Origin of the sequence: Desulfospira joergensenii DSM 10085 (assembly GCF_000420085.1) — a bacterium.
GTDB classification, from domain to species: domain Bacteria; phylum Desulfobacterota; class Desulfobacteria; order Desulfobacterales; family Desulfobacteraceae; genus Desulfospira; species Desulfospira joergensenii.
The window spans coordinates 296624-313291 of sequence record NZ_ATUG01000001.1 but is presented as its reverse complement, the minus strand read 5'-3'; the positions used below and the strand labels follow the sequence as shown (position 1 = coordinate 313291).

Sequence of the window (16668 nt, the reverse complement as noted above, 5' to 3'; positions counted from 1 at the left end):
CTATTTTAAAATACTAGATATCCTCGGGTATTCTTATCTTATGCTTCTTAATCCTCTTCCACAGGGTCACCCGGCTGATGCCCATGATCCGGGCAGCCTGGGACTGGTTCCCCCGGGTCTTTCTGAGCAGGCGCAGGAGATCCTCCCGTTCGGTGCCGTTCATGCCGGCCAGGGAGATAGACTCCCCACCGTCATCCGGATGGTTTTCCGCGATTTTCTGGGGGATATGTCCGGCTTCGATCCTGCCGCCCGGGCAGAGGACAAAGGCGTATTCAATGGTGTTTCTCAATTCGCGGACATTTCCGGGCCAGTCATAGTTCACGAGGCATTCCATGGCCTCCGAGGAAAGTCCTGAAATATCCTTCTGGCTGGTGGTGCAGTTCTGTTGAATAAAATTTTTAATGATCAGGGGGATGTCATCCTTCCGCCTGGCCAGGGAAGGGCAGTGAAGGGGAAATACGCTGATCCTGAAGAAAAGATCCTTGCGGAACTCCCCTTTCTGGATCAGGGTTTCCAGGTCTCTGTTGGTGGCGGACACGATCCGCACATCCACGGGAAAGGGTCTGTGATCCCCCACCCTTTCGATCTCTTTTTCCTCCAGGACCCGGAGAAGCTTCACCTGGGTGGACAAGGGGATGTCCCCGATCTCATCCAAAAAAATGGTGCCGCCGCTGGCCGCCTCAAACCGGCCGATGCGGTCCCGGTCCGCACCGGTAAAAGAGCCTTTGACATGGCCGAACAGCTCGCTTTCCAGCAGGCTTTCATTGAGGGCTGCGCAGTTGACCTTGATAAAGGGGCCGTCCTTGCGGGGGCTGTTTTTATGAATGGCCATGGCCACCAGTTCCTTGCCGGTTCCGCTTTCCCCCTGGATCAGAACCGGGACATCGGATTGGGACACATCCTGGATCAATTGAAAGAGGCGTTCCATGGCCGGGGTTTTTCCCAGGATTCCGCTGAATCCCTCATCCAGGTGGTAGATTTTTTTCAGGGCCTCGATCTCCTGCTGTTTCCTGACCACGGCGGTCATATCGGTCAGGATTTCAACGGCACCGATAACCTCTCCCTCTTTATTCTCCAGGACCCTGGCACTCTTCAGAATATGAACCGAGTGGTTGTCCTTGTTTGTGATCATGCATTTCTTGATCTTTGACCGGCCCACGGAAAAGAGTTTGCAATAGTCTTTTCCTTTTCCCTTTCCGATGATCTTGCAGCCGGTGCAGTTGAGGATGCGGCAGGAATTCCCTTCCAGCTCTTCTTTTGAATAGCCGGTGAGTCTTTCTGCGGAAGGATTCGTGGACAGGATGGTTCCCCCTGTATCTACGACAAGGATTCCGTCCAGCAGGGTATCAACGATTCTTTTCCAATGTTTTGAAATATCCATCTTACGCTATATCCGCCCTTGGGTTGAAATTGGTTTTTAACACCTGTTAACTTAACACATGTTAAGTATTTATCAAAATTTTTTCTATAAAATAATGAAAAAACAGGAGCAGCTGCCGGATTTCATTGGAATTTCAACCGATTATGACGCCTTTTTTTCCGGGCATACATCTTGCTCAAACAGAGGAGAAGACTCTGTTTACTCGGTTTTGAAAGGGGATGTTTGTTGATTCGGCTTCAATTTGGCATGAAAAATATGGGAATTTTATCGGATGGGATGGAATCGATTCAGAAAATTATTGAAAAAACAGCTAAAAGACTGGTATACTTCGCTTCAATCAAAAGAAACCTGAGTGAAGAGCTGTTTTATCGTCATATTTTTCTTTCTGCGAAAATTCCATATCCTGAGTTGTCAAGGCGCTGTACTCTTTATTCTTTTCCAGCCCTGGACGTCCCGGACCTGAATCCTTCCAGATTTTTGCCAGAACGTGGTCGGCCGTAGGGCTTTTCTAAGTCCCTTTGTTCTACGGTGTAAAGGCAGACACCCGGATCAATCCGGAAAAGGAAAATCAGATGAAAAAAAGGAGAGGTGGATGAAAAAAGACAGAAAGGATTTTAAAAGGCTTTTCATTCTTATGGTGGGCAGCCTGTTCTTATGGGGGATGATTTCCCCGGGAGCGCTCTGGGCGGATGCAGAAGTGGATGCCCTGAAAGAGCAGCTGCGCCAGCTGACCGAGATGGTTCAGACGGTTCAGAAAAAGCTGGCGGACATGGAGGAAGCGCGGGCGGAAAAAGATGAGGAGATCAAGGAGATGGACGACCGCCTCAACCAGGCGGAACTCCACACGGCCACTGACAAGCTTACCCTGGGCGTGGAACTCAGAAGCCGGGGGGATTCCATCCATTACGGGGACCTGCTGACCGCGCCGGATTCCATGATGAACGGTTTCTTTACAGACTATAATGCCGGTAATCCAGCCCTGGGAGGTTTTAACAATGCAACCGCAGCCCAGATTCAGGCCCTGATTGCAATGATGGCCCAGAACAACATGGTACCGGATCCGGAAGAGAACGATATTGACAACGATATCATCTACACCAACCGGTTCCGCATCAACATGAAGGCCAAGCTCAACAATCAGCTGGCCTTTGCCGGCCGCATCGCCGCTTACAAGGTCTGGGGCGACAGTGCTGAAGTGCAGTTCAACCAGGGCAGCATGTCCGACATCGGCCTGGACGGGACCACCTCCAGTCTTCCCAGCGGGGACGGCCTCAACCTGGAGCGGGCCTATTTCAACTACAGGAACAGCATCGGGGAGATTCCCTATAATTTTTCCCTGGGGCGCAGACCTTCCACGGAAGGGCCTCCCCTGGAGTACAGCCAGTACAGTCTGGTGGGCGGCTCTCCCCTGGCCCATATCATCAACTGGCAGTTTGACGGGGCTTCTTTAAGCTTTGGCCTGGAAGAGATGACCGGCATCCCCGGGGCGGCGTTCAAGCTCTGCTACGGAGTCGGGTTCGAGGGGGGATGGGGCAACTCCAGCTCATTCAACAACAACTCCCAGGTGGATGATGTTCACATGTTCGGCTTTATCGCCGATCTGTACGATGATGATATCACCAGCGCGGTTCTGAACTTTGCCTATGCCGTTGACGTCACAGACGGGTTTACCGGGCAGACCGTGATGCCGTTTACCATCTCAGTGGATAATGATCCTCTCTCTGCAACTTATGGGAACTACACATTTGAGCGGAACTCAGGTGCCTTTGTCAGCCGCCTCGAGCCGGTCACCAACCTGGGAGACTGGAGTGCGGCCACCTTCCTGGTCAAGCACAATTTCATGGAGCAGTTTGACAAGGATATCGACGTATTCTTCTCCCTGGCATGGAGTCATACCGATCCGGACAGGGTCTCTTCCCATCCATTCTACGGCCTGCTGGGACAGGGCCTTTTGAGTTCCAACGGGGATCTCCAGAGCCGCGACGGGTACAGTATCTACACAGGCGCTGTCTTCCCCATGCCCTTTGACGCCAGGCTGGGCATTGAATACAACTGGGGATCCAAGTACTGGTTCAACTTCACCGGTGCGGAAGATTCCCTTGTGGACAGCAAACTGGCGGCCCGGGGCCAGGTCTGGGAAGCCTATTATATTCAACCGGTGTTTGACGACAACTTCTTCGTAACCCTGGGCGGCCGGTACTATGATTATAAGTATACGGGAAGCGGGAATCCTCTGGGAGCCCCGGTGGAGATCTCCGATGCCTCGGCCATGGATACCCTGTTCCCGGTTGTGGATAAGGTATGGAACCTCTACCTGTCCGTAAACTTCAGGATGTAGCCCTGATCCGCCAGCAAGGCGCCACCTGCTTCGTTGCCTTCGGTCGTTCCTCCCTGGGGAGTATGACGGAGACGCCTCAGTCGTCACTTCTTGGCGCCTTGCATCTGGCACCTTGCTGACGGCCGGGAGATAGAGTGAAAGATAGTGGATGTAAAGTTAAAAAAAGAATGACAATTTTGCCGGCCGGCTGACCGCCCTGCATTAATTTTAAAATGAGAAAGGAATTCATGATGGTAAAAAAAATGATTGTTCTGTTCGTATCCCTTGGCCTGATCCTGGGGCTTTCCGCCTCTGCCTTTTCCAAGGGCAAGGGAAATCACCGCAAGGGAAAATACACCTATAGAAAGACCTGCCGTTCCTGTCACAACGACAGCGGTACTGCCGTGTCCCTGAGCCCGGACTCCAAGACCCAGGCCCAGTGGGAAAAGACCTTTACACCCAAGACCTACGAGAAATTCGAATGCAAGGATGAATGGGCAAAATTGTCGGAAGATGATCTCAACAATATCTTTGCCTATCTTCACAAGTATGCATTTGATTCACCCACACCGGCCAAGTGTAAATAAACAGGGTTCCAAGTCCCTGGCCGCCTCCGGAACAAGGGGCCGGCCAGGGTTCATATCTTAAGGGGAGGAGGCAAGCCTTCCCGTCACGATGTTCCGGACCCTGTACTCCAGGTCCAGGCTCTTTTTCTCCCTGGGGTTGAGCGGGATTTCAAAGACCAGGGTCTGAGAGTCTTCTTTTATATAATCCAGATCCATTTTCACGGGCTCCCACTCTCCCGGGAGATGTTCTTTCAGGGTCAGGGTAACGGCCCGGTCCTTGGTGTTTTCCAATGAGTACCTGTCTTTTATGATCTCGTCGTAGATCTGGATCTTTCCCTTTTTGTTCCGCCGGATACGGGTCCTCTGGGTATCCATCCGAAGCTTGGTCACCAGGATGTCCCGGCTTTTTCCGGTTTCAACAAGGACCTCATCTCCCCTGGGGATGAACCGGACCCGGTCCTCTCCGGAAAAGATGAAGGTATCCTGGCGGTCTTCAGTGAAGATCCTGGTCTTTCCCCGGGAAAGATCGGCAAAGCCCAGGCCTTTCCCGGAGGTGTTCCTGATCCGGTAGCCCGTGGGGATTCCCACGGCAGTCTCTTCTTTTTCCGGGTCATGGGGCATGATGGCGGAATCCCAGGTATACACCTTGGTGACGGGGATCTTCTTTTTGTCAAACCAGAGGATTTTCCGGGTTTCAAGATTCCTGGATTGGACGGAAAAAGAGCTTGCCGGGTTCAGCCAGACCGCGGCCGGGTCAAAATCCTCTCCGGAAAAATTTCTCAAAATCAGGTAGGACTGGAGGCGCAGGAATTTTTCCCCGGGATCTGCCAGGGCCTGGTAGGTGACCAGGCTGTCAATGCCCGAGAGCAGATAGGAGATGACCACGGGCTGGGCTCTGTCCTCTTTGCTGTGAATCTCCCAGACCAGGGCGGACTCATTGGGGGGAAAGGAGACGGACATCAGAGTGCATGCCGGTTTCCCGTCTTTTTCCACCCGGGGATCAAGAAGGATGGAAAAAGGGTCAATGGATACATTCTGCCAGGAAAAGTCCACTTTATTGAGTCCCTTTTTAAGGCTTAATACCCGTTTTTCCTGGACCAGGGCCGGGTTCAGCCCGTCCAGGCGGATGGAAACCCCGGTCCTGGCCGGCAGGGAAACCAGACTGGTTCTGGCATAAAGGTCCGGGGCCAGGAGGGTCAGGGCCAGGCCCAGGGCCCAGGCCAGGCGTCCAAATCCTGCCTTGGGGGATACGATCAGACTTACTGCTGCCATCTTCTTTCTCCTGTAAAGGTGGTTAATCTGTATTGAATGGTTTCCTTTGCGCCCGGTGCCAGTTCGGCCCGGAATCTGAACCGGTTCTGGTCGATTTTTTCAAATTTTCCTGAACCCTGAACCCGGTCCACTTTAAAATGGGGGCTTGGCTGGTTCCGGACAATTTCCACCCGGGCCGGTCCATGGGAAAAATTGGCCATCCGGATCTCCATCTCCCTGACTTCATCCAGCCCGGATATATTTGCCTTGGAATCGAATATGATGTTCTTTCGGGCAAATCCCATGACCACAGGCTTGACGGTCACCCGGGCAGAGGGCCCCAGCAGGAGTTCCGAGGTCCTGCCCATGGGGGTATACTTGGTACGGGTGGAACCAAGGAAAGTCAAATCCCCCTGTTTTCCCATGGTTTTAAAGACCTTCACCTCTCCGGCGGGAAGGGGTGCGGTTCCCAGGCCGGCTTTGGATTCGTTTGCAAAGAAGAGCTTCCGGATAACCCGGTCCCCGTATCTTTTTTTGTCGTAGAGAAAGATATTTTCCACAGGAACCTGATCCGCCTTAAAGGAGAGCAGGCGCTTGGCCCAGCCGTGGGAAATGGTTTCCCTTCCCTCAATGGTGTAGACAAAGTACTCGGACACCCCCTGTTTCAGGATCTCCTTGGGCCGGGCATCGGCCATGAGCGCCGGTACAGGCGATGATTCCAGGACTTTTACTCCCTTGGCATAGGCTTTTCTGATTGCAAGGTCGGAACCGATCCTTTCCGGGCGTCCGTAGGGATAGGGCCTTTGGGCCAGGTCGGCGATCCGGTCCAGGAGGTTGATTTTTCCCACAACCACCCGGGTCTGGGCGTCGGGGTAATCCTCCCCGGATTGATTCTCCACCCGGATATAGCCGGCCAGCTTCATTCTGGTTTCATCTCCGGATAAAAAGGCCGTGTAAGAGGCCTGCCATGTAATTCCCGAGGTGAAATAGGTGATGTCCACCCCGGCCCGGCAGGCTTTATCCGCCTGGATATGCCAGATGCCCAGATCCCTGGCATCCGGGGGAAAGCTCATTTCCCTTACCCGGACCGGCAGAGCCGGATCCCGGATCTCCAGGGCCAGGGAGGTGGGATCGATGCGGGTGTTGGCCCAGGAAAACCGGATCAGGTTCAGTCCCCGGGTGAAGTTCAGGGTCCGGCTGTCCCTGACCAGGGTCAGGTCGGCATCGTTGTAGATTGTGGTCTGGATCTGATCCTGATCGGTCAGGGTGGTCAGATCGATTCTGGCCCGGGCACAAGGAAGAAACAGGACAAGGGCCAGGGCCGGAACCAGGAGGAATTTTAATGTCTTCATACAAGAATCTCCGGATAATGGATTGGGTTCAGGGTTAAAATATCATACTGGACAAAAAAGCCAAGGCTTGGGCAATAGATAATGGAGAATTACTAGTTTAGGAGGGCAGCGCCGGTTTGAAATGCGGTTTCCCCGGGGTGGTTTATTTCAGGTTTGATAGAAACCCCGGGCTCTGATAAAGTAGCGGGGTTCAATTGTTTAACAAGAAGAGAGGCAGATCGTTTGCTCAACCTCATCAAAAGCAATAAAATGGAAAATCTGGCCCAGGCCCTGTGCCGGGTTCTGGCCCATGTGCCGGAAGATCCCATGGCAGAGGAGTGGATCGGGATCCAGTCCAGGGGAATGCGCCAGTGGATCTCCCAGCAGATCGCCTCAACCCTGGGAATCTGCGCCAATGTTTCCTTCCGGTTTCCCAGGCAAATTATGGAGGCGCTTCTGGACCCGGGCGGGACAGACGCGGAGATCCGGGTCAGTGAAGAGAGCCTCATCTGGTCTGTCATGGATCTTCTATGGGATGATCCGGGCCACGGGAGCCTGGCAACCCTGAAAAATTATACCCGGGATGATCCCGGGGGCAGGAAACTGCTCCAATTGTCCGGGAGGATCGCCAGGATCCTGGACGACTACCAGGTCTACCGGCCGGACATGCTCATGGACTGGCAGAAGACGGGAAAACCCAGGCCTGCCAAAGACCGGGCCACCCGTGAACTGGAGACCTGGCAGGTATTCCTGTGGAACAGCATCACCCGGAACCGGCCCCATTTTGCCGCCCGGATGGATGATTTCATGAACTCGGCCGGTCCCGTAAATACAGGAGATATACCGCCCAGGATCTGCCTGTTCGGCATATCCGCCCTGCCTGTATCCTTTCTCTCCCTGCTGTCCAAGGCGGCCCTTCACATGGAGATCTATCTTTTTCTGCTCACCCCCAGTTCCCAGTTCTTCTTTGACATCCCCACCCCCAGACAGGCCGGGCGGAGGATCCTTGAGGAGGATGATCCGGATCCGGTCTATGCCGATGCCGGCAATCCCCTTCTGGCCTCCCTGGGCCGGACCGGCAGGGATTTTCATGCCTGCCTGGAGGAACTGGACTATCATGAGCCCTTTGGGGATCTGTTTGAAGATCCCGGACCGGATCCGGACCCGGCCATGTTATCCGTTCTCCAGTCGGACATTTTACACCTGGAGGCCCGGAAACCCGGGGGGCCGGTCCTGCCTGTGAAAATCCGGGGGGAAGATCTTTCCGTATCCGTCCATGCCTGCCATTCTCCCATGAGGGAGGCCCAGGTGCTCAAGGATCTTCTTCTGGACGCCTTTGACCGGGATCCGGATCTTTCTCCCCATGAGGTGATCGTGATGATGCCGGACGTGGAGGCCTATGCCCCCTATATCGAGTCGGTCTTCCTGAGTCTGCCGGACCGGGAAGGGGCAAGGATCCCCTTTTCCCTGTCAGACCGGAGAAAGAGGATTGAATCCCCGGTCATCGAAGGGTTTTTAAAGATTCTGGCCATGAACAGGACCCGGCTGGAAAAGAGCCGGGTCCTGGAACTGCTCCGGTCGGACCTTATTTCGGCAAAGTTCAGTTTAAGCGTTCAGGAGGTCATGGTGATCGAGGCGGCAGCCGGGGAAGCCGGGATCCTCTGGGGACTGGACAGGGAGCATAGAAAGTCCCTGACCGGGGCCGGGTTTGCCGAAAACACATGGATGTTCGGATTTGACCGTCTCTTCCTGGGATATGCCGCGGCCGGGGAAGTTCCCATGGGCAAAGCGGTTCCCGCCCGATTTTTTGAAGGACTGGAGGCGGATGTCCTGGGGCGGTTTGCCCATTTTGCACAGACCCTCTTTGATTTTTTAAGGGACCTGGACCGGAAAAGATCCGTATCCGGATGGGCTTCCTGCTTCAGGGGCGCGGCCCTGTCCATGATGGAGCCTGCCCCGGAGGATGAGCCGGACATGGATTTTCTGCTTCGGTCCATTGATGAGTTTGCCCGGGAAGCCCAAGAGGCAGGGTTCGAAAGAAAGATCGGGTTTGATTCGGCCAGGGAGATCCTGGAGGGAAAGCTGGACCGGCAGACGGCCCAGGGCGGTTTTCTGGCCGGGAGCATGACCTTTTGCAATCTCATGCCCATGAGGAGCATTCCCTTTAAGGTGGTGGCCCTCATGGGCATGGGGGAATCGGCCTTTCCCAGATCCGGTTTTGAACCCGGGTTCGACCTGATCCCAAGGTCTCCCAGAAAAGGGGACAAGCAGGCCCGGGATGAAGACCGGTATCTTTTCCTGGAGTCGGTCCTGTCGGCCCGGCAGAGGCTGATCATCACCTATACGGGCATGGACATCAAGGACAACTCGCCCATTCCATGTTCCGGGGTGGTCAGCGAACTCATGGATGTCATGGACCAGAGTTTTGAGTTCCCCAATGGGTTTCAATACCGGTTTGATCATCCCCTCCACGGGTTCAGCCCGGTTTATTTTAACTCGGATCCCGGATACTTCTCCTTTTCCCGGGAACTCTGCGCCATTGCCAGGTCCCAGGCCGGCCGCCAGGCGGATAAAGGTCCTGTCCCCTTCCTGGACAGGGGAGGGGAGGGGGAGCCGGATCTTCCGGCCGGCCGGAAGATCCAATCCCTTTCCCTGGAGGATCTGGTCCGTTTTTTCCGGAACCCGGCCCAGATCTTTGTCCGGCAGAGCCTGGGCCTTGAACTTCCCATTCCCGGGGAAGCGGATCTGGACCGGGAGAGCTTCCAAATATCGGGTCTGGAGCGTTTCTCTCTGGGGTCCCGTATCCTGGAAACCGGGATTTTTGAGGAAACGTATGACCCGGCCGATCCCGGGATAAAAGAGCTGTATTCTTTTTTCAGGGCCCGGGGCGACCTTCCCCTGGGCCGGAAGGGAAAAACCGAGTTTATGGATGTCCTGGGCCAGGTCAGGCCCCTGGCCGAAGCGGCCGCTTCCCTGGGCCCGAAAGTTCGGATGGATCCGGTTTCCGTGGATTTGAATCTTCTGGGAATCCGGGTGACCGGTCGGATTCCGGATCTTTATTCGGACGGGGAAAAGACCGTTCGCTTTGTGACCGGATTCGGCCGCCTGAATCCGGCCAGGCTGCTCTCTTTCTGGATTCATCACCTGGCCCTCAATCTGGCCCTGGAACCCGGGCAGAACCCTGCCGAGACCCGGGCCGTGGGCCGGGATCCCCAGGGGAAAAAAGAAGTCATTGTATGTACAATCAAACCCATGGGAGAGACGGCCGGACCTCTCCTTGAAAACCTGGTCCGATTTTATCTGACCGGCCGGGAATCATTTTTTCCCTTTTTCTGCAATACCTGTTTTTCCCTGGTCAAGGCTCTGGAGGAAAAAAAATATGCCAATGACCCCGAGAGTCTGGAACATGCCCTTTACCGGTCCCGGTCGGCATGGTTTAACGCCTATCATCAGACCGGTGACGGGACCGATCCCTATGTCCGCCTCTGCCTGGGGGATCATGATCCCTTTGATAGTGTCCAGACCCTTGTGGCGTCCCAGATCCCTGAAACGGCGACAGCCTTGTTTCAGCCCCTGCTGGAGAACCTGAACCTTGGTTGAAATCATGACGAGACCATTTCAAAGAAAAAAAAATTTTGGGTATGGAAACCCGGGGGAGGATCCGAGATGAAGCCCTTGGACCCCTATGGCCTGGACCTTGAAAAGGCCACCCTTATCGAGGCCAGCGCCGGCACCGGCAAGACCTATACCATTACCACCCTCATGGTAAGGCTCATTGCCCTGGGCTTTCCCGTTGAGTCGATTCTGGTGGTGACCTTTACGGAGGCTGCGGCGGCCGAGCTCAAGCTGAGAATCCGCCAGCGCCTTGCCCAGGGGCTCCGGTTTCTGGAAGACCTGGAATCCGGAAAAGAAAAGGCCGCGCCCGGGGATGAACTGGCAGAGCACCTGGGCCGCATGCCCGATCCCGGGCTGGTGCGCCGCCGCATCTCCCACAGCCTGATCTGTTTTGACCAGGCCCCCATCATGACCATCCATTCCTTCTGCTTCAAGACTTTACGGGAGCACGCCTTTGAAAGCGGGGCTTATTTTGATGCAGAGCTGGCACCGGATTCTTCTTCCTTTCTGAACCAGGTCTGCATGGATTTTTTCATGACCCGGATCAATGATATGGACCCCCTGGATCTTGCCTTCCTGGACCGGCAGGGGGCCACTCCCGATGGCTTTATCAGGGATTTCAGGCCTGTGGTCTCCCAGGGGGTCCGGGACATTATTCCCAAAACCGCTTCCTTCCGGGAAATAGGGGATGAATACCGGGCGCTAACCGGGAAAATTCATGATCTGCTGAAAATGGAAAAACAGGGAATTATAGACTTTATCCAGGGAGACAAGGGCCTGGACAAGAGAAGCTATACCAAAAAGAATGTACCGGCCTGGCTGGGAGCCAGCCTTGAAAAACTCCAAACCCAGGGCCGGGATGCCTTTTTTGTCATGGAGGAGAAAGGGGATCCCCTGTTCCGGTTCACGGCCTCCTCCATCGCCGCTAAAACCAAGTCCGGATTTTCTCCCCCCTGCCATGAATTTTTTGACCTGTGCCAAGACCTGGCCGGCCTCTACCGGATCATGGAGCAGAATCTGATCAGTCTGAGGCTCTCGTTTCTGACCTTTTTTGACAGGGAACTTGAAAAGATCAAGGCAAACCAGGGAATCTGTTTTTTTGATGACCTGGTCAGCGACCTTGCCCGGGCCCTGGAAGGCCCGGAGGAAAAAAGACTGAGAACGGCTGTCCGTGAAAAATACCGGGCCTGCCTCATCGATGAATTCCAGGATACAGATCCCCGGCAGTACAGCATCTTTTCCAGCCTGTTCTCAACGCCTTTTTCCACGGAGACGGAATCAACCCCTTTTTTCATGATAGGAGATCCCAAACAGGCCATCTACGCCTTCAGGGGCGGAGATATCTTTGCCTATCTGTCCGCCGCAAAAGAGAGCGGCCAGAGATTTACCCTGGAAAAAAATTACAGGTCATCCCCCCTGCTGGTCCGTGGGATCAACCATGTTTTCAGTCTGGATCCCCGGCCTTTTTTATTCGAGGGGATTGAATTCACACCGGTGGGAACCCCGGAAACCGCTGTCAACCTGCTTTTGGAACAGGGAAAATCTGTCCCTCCCCTGCGCTTCACTTTTCTTGCCCGGGAGGAGAACTCCCTGGACCGCCGGGGATTTATCAAGCGGGAACACGGGATGAAGGTCATTCCCCGGATTCTTGCCCGGCAGATTGCTGCAGATCTCAGATCCGGGTTCCGGCTCAAGGATAAAAACGGGGAGGAACGCGTCCCGGTTCCGGGGGACGCGGCCGTGCTGGTCCGGACCAATGTCCAGGCCGAAGAGGTCCTTGAAGCCCTGTCCTTTCTAAATATTCCGGCCTATGTTTCCAAGACCGGATCTGTGTTTGACGCCGGGGAAGCCATGGAATTCTACACCATCCTGATCGGGGCGGCCCGGTCGGGCCACCAGGGATTTTTAAAGGCGGCCCTGGCCACATCGGTGTTCGGGTTCCGGGCCCGGGACCTGGTCGGGCTGGACCGGGATGAATCTTCTCTGGAAAAATGGCAGGACCGGTTCAGGGCATTCAGGGATCTCTGGGAGACCCGGGGGGTGGCCGCCATGTTCATGGCCCTGTTCCATTCGGCAGAAGGGGTGCTGAGTCCGGATTCCCGGATCAGTGAACGGGGGCTGACCAACTTCTACCATCTGATTGAGCTTGCATCCCAGGCGGAACAGCAGAACCATCTGTCCATGTTTTATCTCCTAGGGTGGATGGAGACCCAGCTCAATCCCGAAACCCGGGGGGAAACAGCGGATGAACTGAGGCTTGAAAGCGATAAAAAAGCCGTGGCCATTGTGACCATCCATAAGAGCAAAGGGCTGGAATATCCCCTTGTCTACCTTCCCTATCTGTGGACAGGCCAGGGAGGGGGACCGGGAAAGGGGGTCGTTCTTTTCCATGACCCGGATCTGGACAACCGGCTGAGACTCGACTTGAGATCCGGATCTTCTTCTGGTTCGGATGAATCCGGCGGTCCGGACCGGTCCAGGCAGCTTAAAGCGGCAGAGGACCAGGCCGAGCAAAGGCGTCTTCTATACGTGGCCCTGACCCGGGCATCGGCCATGTGCCGGATCTTCTGGGGAGGATTTTCCGGGGTGGAAACCTCGGCTTTGGGTGCTCTTCTCCATCCCAAGGGATGCGGTCCGGATGAGGATATGATCCGGGACCTTGAAGGCCTTTCCGCCCTGGGGAAGGAGAGCATAGCCATTGATCCGGCCCTGGATCTTCCAGCATCCGCCTGGATTTCCGAAGCTGTTCCGGATTCTGAGCTGGTCCCCAGACTTTTGAAAAGGAGGATTGAAGCGGACTGGCGGATCTCCTCCTTTTCCGGCATGATCTCTTCGGCCAAGTCCGGACCCGGGAACCGGATACCGGACAGGGATCCGGCACAGATTCATCCGCCGGTTCCAGGACCGGATCTGCCCATTTTGCTCAAGGATTTTCCCAAGGGGGCCAAAGCGGGAGATTTTTTCCACGCCGTACTGGAGAAACTCGATTTCGGGGAAACCCGACAGGGGATCAAGTCCAGCGTGACTCAGAACCTGGACAGGTTCGGGTTCTCTGATCCCGGTCTTCTGGAACCTTCCGTGCAGGCCGTTCAGGATATCCTCGGCTCCCGGCTGGGATCAAAGGGTTTTTGCCTGAAAGATATCCCGGTCAGGGACCGGTTTACCGAGCTGGAATTTGCCTTTGATGTAAAAGATTTCAGGCTGTCTGAACTGGCCGGTCTGTTTGAGGGAGATCCGGGCTTTCAAGATTACCCGGACATGCTGGGCCGCCTGGGAACCGAGTCATTTACCGGTTTTGTCAAGGGATTTATCGATCTTGTGGTCCGGTTCAAGGACAAATGGTATATCATTGACTATAAATCCAATTTCCTGGGGGAGCACTACGGCTGCTACGACAGGTCTGCCATGGAATCGGCCATGGCAGATCACCATTATATCCTGCAATACCATATCTACCTTGCCGCCCTTGACCGCTACCTTGAACTTCGTCTGGGGAAATACGAGTATGAAAGGGATTTCGGAGGCATCTTTTATCTTTTCATCCGGGGCATGCACCCGGATCAGGAGGGCCGGGGCGTATTTTTTGACAGGCCCCCGGAAAACCGGCTGAGAAAATTGAAGGCCTGTCTGGCCGGTTCAAAACCTGAAATTCCTTGACATGGGCTTCCGACTTACCTAAAACGGGCGTATCATGAGTGTTTAAGTAATTAAACCCGGGGGTTAAGGGGGGATGAAAAAAGATCATGATCCATGGAATAAACCGTCTGGCCGTATTGATTCTGTTTTTTGTTCTTCTCCTTCCCATACCCGACGCCCGGTCCGGTTCGGATCCTTTTTCCGATACCCGCCCCCATAAACGGGTGGTTCTGCTCAATTCCTATCACAAAGGCTACCAATGGTCGGACGAGATCACCCGGGGGGTGGAGGACACCCTGGCCCGGGGCGGGGTCGATCTCTATGTTGAGTACATGGATACCAAGCGCCACTGGGACGGCGCCTATCAGAATCTGCTCTCCCTTCTTTTGACCGTGAAGTACGGGAAAGGCCGGTATGATGCCGTGATCACATCCGACAACAATGCCTTTGATTTTTTTTCCAACCAGGGACACCAGATCTTCGGCAATGTCCCCCTTGTGTTCTGCGGGGTCAATTTTTTGTCTGAACAGGACCTGAAAGGAGTGGCGAATAAGACCGGGGTAAACGAGCAGATCGAACTTGCCGGTAACTTTGACCTGATCAGACGCCTCCATCCGGCCTGTCAGAAAATTATCGTGATCACGGACAACACCACCACGGGAAAACGGATTCAGAATCAGGTCAGAAAACTCATGGCCGCCCCCAAACCCCTCTGGCCCAGGCTCGTCCTGGTCTATGACGTCAGCGAAGATGAACTGGTCTCATTCCTTGAAGCCCTGAAGCCCGGTACGGTGGTCTTTTTTACCCTGTTCTTCCTGGACAATGAGGACCGGTTTTTCGAGTATGACCAGGCCACCCGGCTGGTGACCGATCACTCTGCCGTACCGGTTTACGGAGCCTGGAATTTCAGCCTGGGCCACGGCATTGTGGGCGGCCATCTGGTGGGAGGATATGAACACGGGGCCGCAGCGGCAAGAAAGGCCCTGGCCGTTCTGTCGGGTCAAAGGGCAAAGAACATCCCCATACAGCAGGAAACCCCAACGAATCTGCGGTTTGACAACAGGCAGCTCCAGCAGCATGGCATCCAATCCGGGCTGCTGCCTCCGGGAAGCGAAATCCTGTTCCGTCCCGTCTCTTTCTACGGGGAATATAAGAAATTAATCTGGGGCACTGCCGCTCTTTTCGGTCTTCTTGTCCTGGCGTTCCTAGGCGTCACCTACGGCCTGGTCCGTTCCCGGAGGGCAGAGGAAAACGTAAAGGAAAGTGAGAAAAAGTACAGAAGCCTGTTTGAATCCTCAATGGATGCCATCTGGCTCATCGAAGCAAGGCAGGGACTGCTGGACTGCAATCCGGCAGGGCTTCACATGTTCGGCGCCAGCTCCAAGGAGGATATGATTGGAAAAAGTCCTTTGGATTTCTCTCCAAAATACCAGCCCGGCAGGATTCTGTCCCGGGAAAAGGCCCGGCAGATGTCGTCGAGGATCATGGCCGGCGAGGTCTGCCTGTTTGAATGGCTGCACAATAAACTTGACGGAGAGGCTTTTTATACCAGCGTCCTTGGCACCTGTGTAACCATCAACGGGAAAGATATCATCCAGGTAACCATCCGGGATATAACCGAATACAAGCGGGCCCAGGAGCTCTTGGTCCAGTCGGAAAAGATGATGTCCGTCGGCGGCCTTGCCGCAGGCATGGCCCATGAGATCAACAATCCCCTGGCCGGAATGATGCAGAGTGCCGATGTGATTGCAAGGAGGCTTACCAGAGCCCATATGCCCGCCAACAGGGATGCCGCCGAAAAAATCGGAATCCCCATGGACAAGATCAAGGCCTATATGGAAGAAAGGGGTATCTTAGACCTGCTTACCACCGTTCTGGAATCCGGACAGAGAATGTCCCATATCGTTACCAATATGCTCCGCTTTGCCAGGAAAAGCGAGGATACGCTCTCCCTGAATTCCATTGAGAACCTCATGGATAAGACCCTGGACCTGGCAGCCACGGATTTTAATCTTAAAAAACACCATGACTTTAAAAAGGTTCGGATCGTAAAAAAATATGAACCCGGCCTGCCTCTGGTGCTTTGCGAGGGAAATAAAATCCAGCAGGTTTTCCTGAACATCCTGTCCAACGGAACCCAGGCCATGCTCGCTTCGGCCGCCCGGGATCCCGAGTTTGTCCTGGAGATCAAATCAGAGCGGGAAAGGGAAATGGTGTGCATCAGGATCCGGGACAATGGCCCGGGCATGGACGAACCCACCCGCAAGCGGATCTTCGAGCCTTTTTTTACCACCAAGCCCGTGGGGGAGGGCACAGGCCTGGGGCTCAGCGTATCCTATTTCATTGTCACAGAAAATCACGGGGGTGAAATGGGGGTGGAATCCGCTCCCGGATCAGGGTCTGAATTCTTCATCCGGCTGCCCTTCAGGCAGAACATCGGCTGAGTCTTTTCCATGCACCAGATACGGCATACACCTTTCCGGGAAAGATGCTTCAAAATCCGGAATCGAAAAATATCTGCAAAAACCTGTGCCCGGAGACCATCTGCTCCGGAATATCCGTGAGACTCTG

The 16668-nt window shown here is 54.6% G+C and carries 8 protein-coding genes; 5 read left to right on the top strand and 3 right to left on the bottom strand.

Going from position 1 to position 16668, the window contains the following annotated elements; translation table 11 throughout:
* Nucleotides 1-13 precede the first annotated feature (13 nt).
* A complete protein-coding gene (locus tag F608_RS0101435; protein ID WP_022663826.1) occupies nucleotides 14-1381 on the bottom strand; it encodes a sigma-54 interaction domain-containing protein in 1368 nt (455 codons plus the stop codon).
* Between the two features lie 592 nt (nucleotides 1382-1973).
* Here F608_RS0101435 and F608_RS30365 point away from each other — a divergent pair.
* The gene (locus F608_RS30365) at nucleotides 1974-3719 is read left to right on the top strand and encodes a DUF3373 family protein (RefSeq protein ID WP_022663824.1); all 1746 of its coding nucleotides are present in this window, start codon (nucleotides 1974-1976) and stop codon (nucleotides 3717-3719) included.
* Nucleotides 3720-3946: 227 nt separating this feature from the next.
* Nucleotides 3947-4285 carry a c-type cytochrome gene (locus tag F608_RS0101420; protein ID WP_244154224.1) on the top strand — a complete coding sequence of 113 codons (339 nt, stop codon included), beginning with the start codon at nucleotides 3947-3949 and terminating at the stop codon, nucleotides 4283-4285.
* Nucleotides 4286-4342: 57 nt separating this feature from the next.
* On the opposite strand, the gene F608_RS0101415 is transcribed toward F608_RS0101420, so the two are convergent.
* The gene (locus tag F608_RS0101415; RefSeq protein ID WP_022663822.1) at nucleotides 4343-5536 is read right to left on the bottom strand and encodes a hypothetical protein; all 1194 of its coding nucleotides are present in this window, start codon (nucleotides 5534-5536) and stop codon (nucleotides 4343-4345) included.
* Nucleotides 5524-6867, bottom strand: coding sequence for a DUF4139 domain-containing protein (locus F608_RS0101410; protein ID WP_022663821.1), 1344 nt, complete (start codon nucleotides 6865-6867; stop codon nucleotides 5524-5526). Before F608_RS0101410 ends, F608_RS0101415 begins: the two co-directional genes overlap by 13 nt.
* 222 nt (nucleotides 6868-7089) lie before the next feature.
* Between F608_RS0101410 and recC the strand changes: the two genes are divergently transcribed.
* From recC to F608_RS34310, 3 genes are all read left to right on the top strand, one after another.
* Nucleotides 7090-10446: an exodeoxyribonuclease V subunit gamma gene (recC, locus tag F608_RS0101405; protein WP_022663820.1), complete on the top strand. Its 3357-nt coding sequence runs from the start codon at nucleotides 7090-7092 to the stop codon at nucleotides 10444-10446.
* A gap of 66 nt (nucleotides 10447-10512) precedes the next feature.
* A complete protein-coding gene (gene recB, locus F608_RS0101400) occupies nucleotides 10513-14118 on the top strand; it encodes an exodeoxyribonuclease V subunit beta (protein WP_022663819.1) in 3606 nt (1201 codons plus the stop codon).
* A gap of 86 nt (nucleotides 14119-14204) precedes the next feature.
* Nucleotides 14205-16541, top strand: coding sequence for an ABC transporter substrate binding protein (locus F608_RS34310; protein ID WP_022663818.1), 2337 nt, complete (start codon nucleotides 14205-14207; stop codon nucleotides 16539-16541).
* Nucleotides 16542-16668: the final 127 nt, after the last annotated feature.

Excerpts from the sequence above, each read along its gene's own strand:
- F608_RS0101415 (WP_022663822.1), bottom strand. The coding sequence starts at position 5,536 with ATGGCAGCAGTAAGTCTGATCGTATCCCCCAAGGCAGGATTTGGACGC.
- F608_RS0101410 (WP_022663821.1), bottom strand. The coding sequence starts at position 6,867 with ATGAAGACATTAAAATTCCTCCTGGTTCCGGCCCTGGCCCTTGTCCTG.
- F608_RS0101435 (WP_022663826.1), bottom strand. The coding sequence starts at position 1,381 with ATGGATATTTCAAAACATTGGAAAAGAATCGTTGATACCCTGCTGGAC.
- recB (WP_022663819.1), top strand. The coding sequence starts at position 10,513 with ATGAAGCCCTTGGACCCCTATGGCCTGGACCTTGAAAAGGCCACCCTT.
- F608_RS34310 (WP_022663818.1), top strand. The coding sequence starts at position 14,205 with ATGATCCATGGAATAAACCGTCTGGCCGTATTGATTCTGTTTTTTGTT.
- F608_RS30365 (WP_022663824.1), top strand. The coding sequence starts at position 1,974 with ATGAAAAAAGACAGAAAGGATTTTAAAAGGCTTTTCATTCTTATGGTG.
- F608_RS0101420 (WP_244154224.1), top strand. The coding sequence starts at position 3,947 with ATGATGGTAAAAAAAATGATTGTTCTGTTCGTATCCCTTGGCCTGATC.